General features: G+C 30.2%; 14 protein-coding genes and 1 riboswitch. Of the genes, 3 read left to right on the forward strand and 11 right to left on the reverse strand.

All coding sequences use genetic code 11. The features are described from left to right. Position 1: 1 nt before the first annotated feature. From gcvP to ACTTA8_RS04830, 6 genes are all read right to left on the reverse strand, one after another. Complete coding sequence (gcvP, locus tag ACTTA8_RS04805; RefSeq protein ID WP_440654630.1) at positions 2-2,872, reverse strand: aminomethyl-transferring glycine dehydrogenase; 2,871 nt, start codon at positions 2,870-2,872, stop codon at positions 2-4. Next, positions 2,872-3,252 (reverse strand): glycine cleavage system protein GcvH, encoded by a 381-nt coding sequence (gene gcvH / locus ACTTA8_RS04810; RefSeq protein ID WP_262589607.1) that lies wholly within the window; start codon positions 3,250-3,252, stop codon positions 2,872-2,874. The genes gcvP and gcvH overlap by 1 nt, the downstream gene beginning before the upstream one ends. Then, the gene (gcvT, locus tag ACTTA8_RS04815) at positions 3,252-4,352 is read right to left on the reverse strand and encodes a glycine cleavage system aminomethyltransferase GcvT (protein ID WP_440654632.1); all 1,101 of its coding nucleotides are present in this window, start codon (positions 4,350-4,352) and stop codon (positions 3,252-3,254) included. Before gcvT ends, gcvH begins: the two co-directional genes overlap by 1 nt. Positions 4,353-4,430: 78 nt before the next feature. Continuing rightward, positions 4,431-4,520: riboswitch (glycine riboswitch) on the reverse strand. A gap of 31 nt (positions 4,521-4,551) precedes the next feature. Then, on the reverse strand, positions 4,552-5,424 hold the full coding sequence (locus tag ACTTA8_RS04820; RefSeq protein ID WP_440654634.1) for a DMT family transporter: 873 nt from the start codon (positions 5,422-5,424) through the stop codon (positions 4,552-4,554). After that, a complete protein-coding gene (locus tag ACTTA8_RS04825; protein WP_440654636.1) occupies positions 5,424-6,365 on the reverse strand; it encodes a biotin-dependent carboxyltransferase family protein in 942 nt (313 codons plus the stop codon). The genes ACTTA8_RS04820 and ACTTA8_RS04825 overlap by 1 nt, the downstream gene beginning before the upstream one ends. After that, on the reverse strand, positions 6,355-7,032 hold the full coding sequence (locus tag ACTTA8_RS04830; RefSeq protein ID WP_440654638.1) for an allophanate hydrolase subunit 1: 678 nt from the start codon (positions 7,030-7,032) through the stop codon (positions 6,355-6,357). Before ACTTA8_RS04830 ends, ACTTA8_RS04825 begins: the two co-directional genes overlap by 11 nt. Positions 7,033-7,060: 28 nt before the next feature. Here ACTTA8_RS04830 and ACTTA8_RS04835 point away from each other — a divergent pair, with 28 nt between their 5' ends. From ACTTA8_RS04835 to ACTTA8_RS04845, 3 genes are all read left to right on the forward strand, one after another. After that, complete coding sequence (locus ACTTA8_RS04835) at positions 7,061-7,834, forward strand: 5-oxoprolinase subunit PxpA (RefSeq protein WP_440655470.1); 774 nt, start codon at positions 7,061-7,063, stop codon at positions 7,832-7,834. Continuing rightward, a complete protein-coding gene (locus ACTTA8_RS04840; RefSeq protein ID WP_440654640.1) occupies positions 7,834-8,325 on the forward strand; it encodes a tetratricopeptide repeat protein in 492 nt (163 codons plus the stop codon). The genes ACTTA8_RS04835 and ACTTA8_RS04840 overlap by 1 nt, the downstream gene beginning before the upstream one ends. Before the next feature lie 83 nt (positions 8,326-8,408). Next, a complete protein-coding gene (locus tag ACTTA8_RS04845; RefSeq protein ID WP_262589620.1) occupies positions 8,409-9,020 on the forward strand; it encodes a YjbE family putative metal transport protein in 612 nt (203 codons plus the stop codon). Here the strand turns inward: ACTTA8_RS04845 and panB are convergent. Genes panB through guaB form a run of 5 tightly spaced genes read right to left on the reverse strand, consistent with a single transcriptional unit; the run spans position 9,017 to position 13,304 of the window. After that, the gene (gene panB / locus ACTTA8_RS04850) at positions 9,017-9,793 is read right to left on the reverse strand and encodes a 3-methyl-2-oxobutanoate hydroxymethyltransferase (protein ID WP_440654642.1); all 777 of its coding nucleotides are present in this window, start codon (positions 9,791-9,793) and stop codon (positions 9,017-9,019) included. The genes ACTTA8_RS04845 and panB overlap by 4 nt on opposite strands. Before the next feature lie 4 nt (positions 9,794-9,797). Next, a complete protein-coding gene (locus tag ACTTA8_RS04855) occupies positions 9,798-10,217 on the reverse strand; it encodes a VOC family protein (RefSeq protein WP_440654644.1) in 420 nt (139 codons plus the stop codon). 21 nt (positions 10,218-10,238) lie between these two features. Continuing rightward, a complete protein-coding gene (gene guaA / locus ACTTA8_RS04860) occupies positions 10,239-11,801 on the reverse strand; it encodes a glutamine-hydrolyzing GMP synthase (protein ID WP_440654645.1) in 1,563 nt (520 codons plus the stop codon). Continuing rightward, positions 11,791-12,228 carry a tetratricopeptide repeat protein gene (locus ACTTA8_RS04865; RefSeq protein ID WP_440635310.1) on the reverse strand — a complete coding sequence of 146 codons (438 nt, stop codon included), beginning with the start codon at positions 12,226-12,228 and terminating at the stop codon, positions 11,791-11,793. Before ACTTA8_RS04865 ends, guaA begins: the two co-directional genes overlap by 11 nt. Then, positions 12,228-13,304: an IMP dehydrogenase gene (gene guaB, locus ACTTA8_RS04870; protein ID WP_440654647.1), complete on the reverse strand. Its 1,077-nt coding sequence runs from the start codon at positions 13,302-13,304 to the stop codon at positions 12,228-12,230. The genes ACTTA8_RS04865 and guaB overlap by 1 nt, the downstream gene beginning before the upstream one ends. Positions 13,305-13,337 lie beyond the last annotated feature (33 nt).

A 13,337-nucleotide genomic window follows, 5' to 3' on the forward strand; every position in this document is an offset into this window, starting at 1 on the left:
ATTATGCCGCGTCTTCTTTAAACTCATCCATACTTGGACAAGTACAAAAGATATTCTTATCTCCATAAACATTGTCCACTCTTGCAACTGGTGGCCAAAATTTATTTGTTTTTAAGAACTTAGCAGGATAAGCAGCTTGCTCTCTTGAATATTTATGATCCCATTCATCTGATGCAAGTTCTATATCTGTATGAGGAGCGTTCTTAATAGGATTATCTACTTTATCAAACTCACCAGAATTAATCTTATCTATTTCAGACTTGATATTAATTAAAGTATCACAAAATCTATCAAGCTCAGATAAACTTTCACTCTCTGTTGGCTCTATCATCATAGTTCCTGCAACTGGCCAAGACATTGTAGGTGCATGGAAACCATAATCGATCAATCTTTTAGCGATATCTTCCTCAGTAATACCTGTCTCACTCTTAATTGATCGAATATCAATGATACATTCATGAGCAACGTTTCCATTTGAGCCTTTGTACAAAATTGGAAAATGATCTTTAAGTCTGTGAGCTATATAATTTGCGTTTAATATAGCAACTTGAGTAGCTAATTTTAAACCTTCTGAACCCATCATTTTAATATACATCCAAGAAATTGATAAAATACTTGAGCTTCCCCAAGGGGCTGCTGAAACTGCTCCTATTCCTGTAGCAGGTCCACAATCTTTAACAACTGGATGATTAGGTAAATAAACTTGCAAATGTCTTTTACATGCAATTGGACCCATTCCTGGTCCTCCACCACCATGTGGAATACAGAATGTTTTGTGTAAATTTATATGACAAACATCTGGACCAAAATTTCCAGGTCTTGCTATTCCAACAAGTGCATTTAAATTTGCACCATCCATGTATACTTGACCACCGTGTTTATGTATAAGTTCACATATATCTGTAATTTTTTCTTCAAATACACCGTGAGTAGAAGGATATGTAACCATTAATGCTCCAAGATTTTCAGAATTTGCTTCTGCTTTTTTTTTCAAATCTTCAAAATCAACATTTCCTTCTTTGTCACAATCAACAACTACAACTTTCATTCCAACCATTTGTGCACTAGCAGGATTTGTTCCATGTGCTGAGCTTGGAATTAAACATATATTTCTATTTTCTTCGCCTCTATCTAAATGATATTTTCTAATTACCATTAACCCCGCATATTCTCCTTGAGCACCTGCATTTGGTTGAAGTGAAACTCCAGAAAAACCTGTAATTGATCTTAACCAATTTTTAAGATCAGTGAATAAAGCTCTATACCCTTCCATCTGCTCTACAGGTACAAACGGATGAGGTTCCGCTAACTCCCTCCATGAAATAGGAATCATTTCTGCAGTAGCATTTAATTTCATAGTACATGATCCAAGTGCAATCATAGTTCTATTAAGAGCTATATCTTTATCTTCTAGTTTTTTTAAATATCTAAGCATCTCGGTTTCTGAATGATATGAATTAAAAACAGGATGTTCTAAATATTTTGAAGTTCTTAATAAATTTTTTGGTAAATTTGGTAAACTTACTGTTGGATCTTCTCTTTTAATCGACTCAGCTGCATTAAAAATTTTCAACAATTGATTTACTCTATAAACATTTTTCTTTTCATCAAAAGAAACAGCCAACATTTCAGAATTTACTCTCCTAATGTTTACTTTTTGATCTAAAGCATTTTTATAGATTTGATCAGTTTTATCTTTTGTTACAATTGTAACTGTATCAAAGAAATGATCTGAATAAATTTCATATCCAGATTGTTTTAATTTATCTGCAAAATTTTTAGCTAATTGAGAAACTCTTTCTGCAATAGTTTTTATTCCATCTGGACCGTGGTAAATAGCATATGCAGCTGAAACAATTGCTAACAATGCTTGAGCAGTACAAATGTTACTTGTCGCTTTATCTCTTCTAATATGTTGCTCTCTTGTTTGAAGTGATAATCTGTAAGCTTTATTTCCATGTCTATCTACTGACACACCAATAATTCTTCCTGGCATAGATCTTTTAAATTCATCTTTAGTTGCAAAGAAAGCTGCATGAGGTCCGCCATAACCCATTGGTATTCCAAACCTTTGTGAACTTCCAACTGCAATATCAGCACCTAATTCTCTTGGTGTTTTAAGTAGCGCTAAAGCTAATAAATCAGAAACTAATACGGCTTTTCCATTTTTTTTATGGATTTTACTAATGGCTTCACTTGGATCTTTAATGTCTCCTAAAGTTCCAGGGTATTGAAGAATTCCACAAACCAAATCCTCTTTAAGTTGATCCAATACTTTATCTTCATTACCAACAAGTACTTTTAATCCCATTGGTTCTGCTCTTGTTTGAATTACATCAATTGTTTGTGGATGACAATTTTCTGAAACAAAAACTAAATTGCTATCTTTTTTGTTTAATCTATGACTTAATCCCATAGCTTCTGCAGCTGCTGTTCCTTCATCAAGCAACGATGCATTTGCAATATCCATACCTGTGAAATCAACAATCATTTGTTGAAAGTTTAGAAGCATTTCTAATCTTCCTTGCGCTACTTCAGGCTGATAAGGAGTATAAGAAGTGTACCAACCTGGATTTTCTAAAATATTTCTTAAAATTACATATGGAGTGTAAGTTCCATAGTAACCCATACCAATAAAATTTGAATAAATTTGATTTTTTTTTGAAATCGCTTTCAATTTTCTTAATGCTTCATATTCAGAGTTAGACTCTCCTATATTTAATCCATCTTTCAATTGTATCTTTTCTGGAACTGTACTTTTTATTAAATCGTCTAATGAATTATAATTAAGCTCCTTCAGCATTTTATTTTGATCTTCTTCTGAAGGGCCAATGTGTCTTTTTAAAAAGTCTTTTTGTGAATTATGTAACATTAGCTAGCACTCTCCTTTGCAAATTTATCATATTCTTCTTTGTTCATTAAGCTGTCCATTTCTGAACTATCTTTTAATTTAAGTTTAAAAAACCAAGCTGATCCCTCAGGGTCTTCGTTAATCTTAGCAGGATCATCTACTATGGCTTGGTTGGTATCTACTACTTCACCACTTACTGGAGTATAAACATCACTTGCAGCTTTAGTTGACTCAACTACTCCTGCTGTTCCGTCTTTTTCAACGCTTGAACCTTTTTCAGGTAACTCAGCAAAAACAATATCTCCTAACATTTCTGTTGCATGTTTTGTAATTCCAATGGTAGCAACATCGCCTTCCACTGTAATCCACTCGTGCTCTTTTGAAAATTTAACCTCACTCATTAGTTTGCTCCTTTCACGTAACTTTTTTTATAAAATGGTAACCCACAAACACTTGCAGGATGTTTTTTTCCTCTTACTTCAAGTAAAATTTTTGTATCGACTTTAGAAAACTCTTTATCAATGTAGCCCATTGCTATTGGGCCATTTACACTCGGACCAAAGGTTCCACTGGTAATCTCGCCAATAAGTTTTTCTGACTCATCAAAGATTTTAGTTTTTTCTCTGGCAATCAATCTTCCTTCTGGCTTAATCCCAATTCTAATTTTAGAGGTACCTTCTTGTATTTCTCTCATAATTTTATCAGAACCAACAAATCCACCATTTGAAATTCTCTCTTTAGAAATCGCCCACTTTAAGTTTGCTTCAATTGGTGTTTTTTCAGTATCAAGTTCATGTCCATATAAGCACAATCCAGCCTCTAATCTCAAGGTATCTCTTGCCCCAAGTCCTATAAGTTGTGCTCCTTTTTCCATCAAATTCTGAGTAAATACCTCAGCTAAATCGTTATTAATAGATACTTCAAAACCATCTTCTCCTGTGTATCCAGATCTTGTTACAAAAACTTTCTGATCTTTATAATCAAACCAGTTCCCTGTCATAAAATTAAGTTTTTCAACACCCTCTATTATATTGTTTAAAATCTCAACTGACTTTGGACCCTGGATTGCAATTAATGCTCTTTGATCATCAAGAACCATTTCATATTTACTTTTAAGTAAATCTGATAAAATTTTAAAATCATTGTCTTTGCATGCTGCGTTTAAAATAATTAAATATCCTTTTTCAATTTTAGTGATTATCAAATCATCATGAATTCCTGCACTATCATTCATTAAAAAACTATATTTAGAACAGTTTTGTTTCAAATTTTTTAAATCAAGTGGAAAAATTTTTTCAAGATCAGCAGTTAAATCTTCTTCGCCATAAATAAATAATTGACCCATATGAGACACATCAAAAATACCTGCATTTGATCTTGTAAATTTATGTTCTTCAACAATTCCTTTGCTGTATTGTATGGGCATTTCATATCCAGCAAATTCTACAAATTTAGCTTGGTTATCTTGATGAAGTTTGTTTAAAGATGTTTTTTTTCCCATACTAACTCTGTCGTACCCATCTGTATTTTTGCCTGAGAGTTTTACTCCTTCGGCGAGAATTCAATCTCTTTCCAGAGTTAATATAATACGGTCCTTTTACCTGAGAGTTTCCTGGGCGGTTGCTCCTTCGGTGTCACAATGTTTGTGATCTCTCCCGTTAACAAATATTCTAATAAATACTGTTTAATGTCAAATGTTATTAGATCGCTTTTTTTTCTGATGTATATAAATTGTAAAATTGAAGTAAAACTGCAAAAATAACTATTGATCCTCCAATTATCACTATGAAAGGCGGTTGTTCATTTATAAACAACCACGCCCATAAAGGACCTAGTACTGCTTCTGTTAACATTATGATTCCAACCATTGCTGATGGTGTTCTTTGAGCTCCGATAGTAATAAATATAAAACCTAATCCTAATTGTAAAAACCCAGCTAAAAATCCTAAAAAGATATCGTTTGGAGATATCATTATTTTTTCTGACATTAGATAACCAATTAACAAAGCAAAAACTCCTGCAACAAATTGAGCAGGAACCATATCAACAGTTGGATATTTTCTTACAACTAAAATTAAAGTAGCAAATGATATTGGCATTATGAAAGCTGCAATATTTCCAGACATTTGACCTGGAGATAAAGAGCTTCCAACCATTAGAAGTATTCCTGAAATTGCAAGAATTATTGAAGTCAGAGTGATTGCTGAAATTTTTTCTTTTAAAAAAAAATAACCAAATATTGCTAGGAAGATTGTTTGTGTTTGAATAATAAAATTAGCATTAGCAACTGTTGTGTTATACATCGCAAATACATAGCCACTAAAACCGAGTGATAAAATAAATCCACCAAAGAAACCAGGAAATCCTAAATTATAAAAGGATCTAAATACTTGTTTTTTATAAGTTAAAACTAAGTACAAGCTAATTACAATAAGGAAAAATACTGTTCTCCAAAATAATATTTGCCAAAGAGTTGCCCCTTCAAATGACTTAACAATCAAACCTCCAAAACTAAGACTACACGCACCTAAGAAAATTAAAAAAGGCCCTGGAAATTTTCTAATAATATTCATTATATTTGATTGAGTAAGTTCTGAGTATCCATCTCATACAATTTAAATAAAGTTTCAGCATCAGATAAATTTATCTCTTTAAATTTGATTTTTGAGCCAGGTGATATTTGTACCAATCGATCATAATCAACACTAGCTACCACACCAATTTTTGGATATCCTCCAATAGTACCATGGTCTGAAAGCATAATAATTGGGTTTCCATCTGCTGGTACTTGGATGACTCCTTTTAACAACCCTTCTGATTTAATGTTGGTATTTACAATATTTTCAATTTTTGGACCTTCTAATCTCATTCCCATTCTATCTGAAAGTTTTGACACAGAAAATTCTTTTTCAAAAAATATCTTTTTTCCTTCATCAGAAAAATAATCAAAGTTTGGTCCTTTTATTACTCTAATATTTTCAACTTTAGAATTTATACAGTTAGTCTTTTTTTTACTTTGGTCTGAATTAATATTTAGGATATTTATTTTTTGACCGTTCTCTAATTTTTTTCCATTATTTGATCCAATATTTGCCTTGGTATTTATCGAACAACTATTCCATTGAAATTTTAAATCTAATTCTCCACCAACTGCTAAATATCCATAAATTGACTTATTTGTTGAGATTAGATTAATTTCATCTCCACTTTCAATTTGATAACTCTCATAACAATTACCATCAATTTCTGTACCACCTTTAATAATTTTAAAAATAACATCACCTGTAACTGCAATATTAATTTTATCTCCATAATATTTTATATGTGGTCCTTGGTATGCAAATTCTATAACTGGCGAATTTAATTTATTATCTACCAGCTTGTTAGCTAAACTATAATTTCTATTATCCATCGCTCCACTAAATGGAATTCCTATATGATATAAATTATTTCTTCCTTGGTCCTGAAAGGTTGTGTTTACTCCGGCTCTTATAATTTCGAAATTATTTGTCATTATAACTATTATATTTTTCAAGATTTATTTGTTTAAAAACTACTATATCGCCAGGATTTATTAAATTTGGCTCTAATTCTTTTGAATTATCAAAAACATCTACAGGTGTATTGCCAAGTATGTTCCATCCTCCAGGGCTTTCAAATGTATAAATATTTGCAAATTGTTCGGTTAAAGCAACTGATCCTTTTGGGACTTTTACTCTTGGTGTTTCTAATCTTGGCACTCTCATATTTTCATCCAAATCACCTAAAAATGGCATACCAGCAATAAATCCTGTCATATAACAAAAATATTCCTTACTAAAAAAATTTTCTAAAATTTTATCTCGACTGATATTTAATTTTTCTTCTAATCTTTTTATATCAAGAGAAAATTGATCATCACAACAAACAGGAATTTCAATTTTAGTGCTATTGTCATCTTCAGTTTCATTAACATTTAAATTTTCAATTAATTTTTTAACTTCTTTAAAGTTTGTTTTTCTAAGGTCGTAAGAAACTATTAATTTATTATAAGAAGGAGTAAGATTATTTATACTTTCAACATTCTCTTTTTTTAAAGCTTTAAAATATTTTATTACTTCAGAGTTAACTGATTTATTTACCTCTATACCAAAATCGCAATAAACAGCTGCGTCACCAAGATTTGATATATTTTTTATCATGGCATGTTATACTTCAACAATTAGAACTATGGAAATTAATATAAATTGTGATTTAGGTGAAAAATCAAAACACCATTCAAATAAATATGATCCAGATTTACTCGATATAGTAAATTCTGCTAACGTTGCATGTGGATTTCACGCCGGTGATGAAGAATCTATGAACCAAGTGGTTCAAATATCAAAAAAAAATGGTGTAAGCATTGGTGCTCATCCATCATTCAATGACCCAGAAAATTTTGGAAGACAAAGAATGGACCTTGCACCTGAAGAAGTTAGAAAATTAATTATTGATCAATATGAAATTTTACAAAAGATTGCTCAGGATCATGGAGAAAATGTTACTCATATAAAACCACATGGAGCATTAAATAATATGGCGTGTGAGGATATTGATCTAGCAACTACATTAGCAAAAGCGATCAATGAAATAAGTAGAGATTTGATTTATTTAGTACCTACTGGTTCTAAAATGGAACAATCAGCTAAAAAATTAGATATGAAAATTGCCTGTGAAATTTTTGCAGATAGAACCTATGAAGATGATGGAAATTTAGTTTCTAGAAAAAAATCACATGCATTAATTACTGACCCTGAAGAAGCTAAAAAACATGTATTGAGTATGGTAAAAAATCAGGCACTGAATTGTCACAGTGGAAAGCAAATACCTTGTGAAATCGACTCTGTGTGCATACATGGAGATAATGATAGTTCGCTTGCAACAGCAAAGTCAATTAAAGAAAATTTAATTGAAAATGGACTAAACTTAAAACCTTTAAGCCAAATGGAGAAATTTTTATAATGATTAAAAAAATATTTATTACTTTGATATTTGTTTTATTTGCTTCCAATGCAATGTCAGCAGGTAGCAGTTCTGACTCAACACCTAAGAAAGTAAAATCAGATTACGATAAAGCAGTTACTCATGTTAAAGCTGCAAAAAAATATGAAAAAAAAGGCAAATTAGAAAAAGCTAAAAAGAGATATGAAAAAGCTCAAAAACTTCTTCTAAAATCAAACGATAAAAAACCAATTCAAGCGGATACACTTAACTATCTTGGTTTTACAACAAGAAAACTTGGTGATTTTGAAAATGGAGAAAAATATTATCTTCAAGGCCTAGCAATCAAACCAGACCATATTGGAATAAACGAGTATCTAGGTGAATTATATGTTGCTACAAATAGAATGGATTTAGCTAAAGAAAGACTTAAAGTATTGGAAGCTTGTAACTGTGAAGAATACAACGAGTTAAAAGAAATAATAGAAGGAACAAAGAAATCTAAATACTAATTTATTAGGCGGTCAAATGTTTTGACCGCTTTTTTTTATTCTTTGATTGCAATCTTGTTAAATTGAAATAATAATTAGACATCTTGATTGAAGAGCTCATAATCCTAACCCAAATTATTTTTATCACTATTATCTTAACAGCAGATAATGCTGTGATAGTTGGTTCTATTGCATCAAATTTTGTACCCAAAAATAGAAAACAAATTATTTTATGGGGTGTAATTGGAGCGTTTGTTTTTAAAATCTTTTTTGCAATCTTTGCTACTTTTTTATTTGAATTTTATTTTATAAAAATTTTAGGTGGATTATTGCTGGTATGGATAGTTAATGACTTAAGAAAAGATCTTGTTGATATAAAAAATATAAAACCTTCAGTTAAAAAAACAAAACAACCATCGTACATAAATAGTATAGGTAAAGTGCTATTTGCTGATCTGATGATTAGTTTTGACAATGTTATAGGTGTTGTTGCTGCAGCTCAAGGATATTTTGGCTATATGATTTTTGGTCTTGTCCTATCGGTCGTTCTTACTGGTGCATTAGCTACTTATATGGCTAATTATATTCAAAAACATATTTGGATAGCTTACATTGGTTTAATATTTATTTTAGTTGTTGGCTTACAATTAATTATAGGTGGTTTAGTAGATCTTGAGATACTGAATATTAACGAGGAGTTTAAAAAATATTTTTAATTAAAAGAGTATTTTTTAGAGGGGAATTTTCTTTTTTTAACCTCAGTTGCATACTTAGAGACTGCTTTTGATATTTCTGTTTTTATATTTGTATATTTCTTAACAAATCTAAATTTGATTGGATTTAAACCTATTAAATCATCAAATACCAAAATCTGACCATCGCAATTATTAGATGCACCTATCCCAATTGTTGGAACACTAACACTTTTAGTTACTTGTTTTGCCAATGATGTTTGAACACACTCTAAAACCATACAAAATGAACCTGCTTCTTCAAGTAACTTTGCGTCTCTCATAATATTTTCTTTTTCACTTTGTTTCTTACCTTTAAATTTAAATGTTTTATCTGACTGAGGTAAAACTCCTATATGGCCCATTACAGGAATATTATTGTTAACTAAGATTTTAATAGTATTTATAATTTTCTTTCCTCCCTCTAATTTGACCCCATCACATTTACTTTTTTTCATAATTAATTTTGCATTTTTCAATGCCTCTTTAGGATTTCGATAAGTGTTATGAGGCATGTCGACAATCATTAAACTTTTTTTAATACCCATACGAACACTTTTGGAGTGTTCAATCATAGTATTTAAAGTTACTTCTCTAGTAGACTTATAATTATATAAAACTGATCCAAGTGAATCCCCTACTAAAATTAGATCACAATAATTGTCTAAGACTGATGCAATATTTTTAGAATATGCAGTTAAAGTTACTAATTTAGTTTTATTTTTTTTCTTTATAAAATCTGAAATCTTTTTGTTCATCGACCTACCAAGAGCCGGTATTTTCCATTGAAGCCCATGGCTCTTTAGGCTCTAAATTTCCTTCTTGAAGTATTTCTATTGAAATTTTATCAGGCGATCTAACAAATGCCATATGACCATCTCTTGGTGGTCTATTTATAGTGTAACCCATGTCTATTAGCCTTTGACATGTTTCATAAATATTATCTACTCTGTATGCAAGATGGCCAAAATTTCTAGAACCCTCACCAAGTTCATCACCATCCCAATTGTAAGTTAACTCAATTTCTGCCTTTTCATCGTTAGGAGCTGCAAGAAAAATTAAAGTAAATCTTCCTTTTTCATTTTCCATTCTTCTTGTTTCTTTTAAACCAAGGCCTTCACAGAAAAATCTTAAAGATTCATCTACGTCTTTAATTCTGATCATTGTATGTAAATATTTCATAAGATGTTTTTATAATTAAAATTACTCTAATTCAATAGTACTTGGGGGCTTAGAAGTAATATCATACACAACTCTATTAATTCCTCTTATGCTATTGACAATTTTGTTGGAAATAGTTTGCATAAACGATTTTTTAAATTCATAAAAATCTGCAGTCATTCCATCTTCAGAGGTAATTGCTCTTAGTAAACATAAATATTCATATGTTCGGTTATCACCCATAACTCCAACTGTTTTTACTGGAAGTAATGCTGCATATGCTTGCCAAATTTTATGGTAAAGCCCATGATCTCTTAAAGCTTGTATAAAATAATGATCAGCTTCTTTTAAAATTTTAATCTTTTCATTAGTAATAATACCTGGCATTCTAATTGCTAAACCAGGACCAGGAAACGGATGTCGTGAAATTATTTCATGACTTAAATTTAACTCTAAACCTAATTTTCTTACCTCATCTTTAAATAGAAATTTTAATGGCTCTACTAACTTTAAGTTCATTTTTTTTGGTAAACCACCCACATTATGATGTGATTTTATTTTGGAAGTTTGACTTCCAGTAACAGACTTACTTTCAATTAAATCTGGGTACAAAGTTCCTTGTGCCAAAAATTTTACATTTTTTATTTTCTTTGCATATCTCTCAAATATTTTAATGAATAGATTTCCTATTATTTTTCTTTTTCTCTCTGGATCAGATACATTTTTTAATTTACTTAAGAATTCCTTTTCAGCATTCACATAGATTAAATTCATTTTTAGTCGTTTTTTAAAAGTTTTAACAACCTGAAATTCTTCATTTTTTCTAAGCAATCCGGTGTTTACAAAAATACAATATAGTTTTTTACCTATTGCTTTATTCAATAATTGAGCAACCACACTACTATCTACTCCACCTGATAACGCACAAATAACTTTATTATCTCCAACTTGAGACCTTACATCTTTAATTAATTGTACCTTTTGATCTTTTGATGACCAATTTCTCTTAATTTTACAAATAAGAAAAATAAAATTACTAATTAGTTTTTTTCCGTTCTCTGTATGAGTTACCTCTGGGTGAAACTGAACACCATAAAAATTTTTAATTTTATTTTCTACAATTGCAAATTTAGAATTTGAGCTTGATGCAATTACTTTAAAATTTTTAGGTAATTTAGATACTTGATCAGCATGGCTCATCCAGACCACTTTAGATTTTTTTGTACCAAAAAAATTATTAGTTAAGAGACTATTATTTTTTTTAATTACATTTGCTAAACCAAATTCACGATGCTTTGATTGCTTAACTCTTCCACCATTAAGTTTAGATAATATTTGATGGCCAAAACAAATACCAAGAACAGGAATATTTAATTCCAAAATTTTTTTATCAAATGAATATTTATTAATTTGATAAACATTCAGAGGGCCTCCTGATAAAATTATACCTTTTACGCTTTGATTAATTTGATTAAGTTTAATTTTTTTATGACTTACAATATCAGAGAAAACTCCAAGCTCTCTAATTCTCCTTGCTATTAATTGAGTAAATTGTGAACCAAAATCTACAATTAAGATTTTGTTAAGGCTATTATCAAGACTCATTGCTTGGTTCTAGATTTTTTAAAGACTCTAAAATTTCATTATTTTCATCACATAATGACTTACATACTTGAACAAATGTTTCAGATAATTCTTTAACTTTATCATAATTAGATTTTTCAAGTGCAATTTTCATTAGCATTAAAATAGCTTCTTCATTTTGAGGATCAATTAATAGAGTAGTTTCTAAGTTGTATTCTTCTTTTCTTTGATCTTCTTCGTGATTATAAATTTTTGCTAAATACAAGTATGAATTTGCATCCTTTGGATTAAATACAATATTTCTCTCAAATAAAAATCTCGCATCCTCATATTTTTCTTTTTCATATAATTTAATTGCTTCATTAAAAAAATTTTCCTTTGAAAAAGAATTAGATTGAAACGAAACAATTAAAACAACCAGTGAAATAAATTTCAAAATTTTATTCATTAATATTTACTGTCATTTTTAATTACATCTACATTATGAACCATACTTTCATAAAATCCAGCTTTAGTAATTTTAACAAATTGTGGTTTGTTTCTCAATTTCACAATTTCTTTTGAACCAAGATAACCCATAGAAGATTTAAGGCCACCAATTAATTTAAATATAATACTGCCAACATCACCTTTGTATTTTACAAAACCTTCTACTCCCTCTGGAACATACTTGGATGTATCTTTTTGCTTAGTTTGAAAATACCTATCTGCTGAACCTTTATTCATAGCTCCTACAGAACCCATCCCTCTAAAGCTTTTAAATAATTTTCCATTTTTCTTAATTAATTTACCAGGTGTTTCATCTGTACCGGCAAATAAAGAACCTATCATTACAGCATCCGCACCTGCTGCAAAAGCTTTTGCTAGATCGCCAGAATATTTTATTCCACCATCAGAAATTATTTTTACATTTTTATTTTTAAGTCCATTTCTTACTGATAAAATTGCACTTAACTGTGGAACACCTATCCCTGCTACTAATCTTGTTGTACAAATTGATCCTGGTCCAATCCCAACTTTAATAATATCTACTCCTAATTTAATTAAAAATTTTGCTGCTTCAGGTGTTGCAATATTTCCAGCACATAAAGCAATGTTCTTACTTTTAATTTTTTTTATATATTTAACTATTTCTCCCACTTTTTTGGTATGTCCATGAGCAGTATCTACTACAATTAAATCTACACCTTCTTTAAGTATAGCTTTAGCTCTATCAAATTCAGCAATTGATGCTCCAACAGCTGCTCCAACTAACAATTTTTGTTTTTTAACTTTTTTAATTTCTAAAATTTGTTTTTTGATATCTAAATTTCTATGAATAACCCCTATTCCACCGGCTTTACCAATTGCTATAGCCATATTGCTTTCTGTAACAGTGTCCATTGCAGAAGACAAAAGTGGGATTTTAAGTTTTAAATTTTTCGTTAAATTGACTGATGTATTTACTTCAGATGGCAATATCTCCGAGTACTTCGGGGCTAACGTAACATCGTCAAAGGTGAGTGCTTCTTTTATAGGAACCATGATCTTTTATATACGATTCCTTTTAATTTTAAA

It is taken from the genome of Candidatus Pelagibacter sp. HIMB1506 (assembly GCF_052047935.1).
Classification (GTDB): Bacteria; Pseudomonadota; Alphaproteobacteria; order Pelagibacterales; family Pelagibacteraceae; genus Pelagibacter.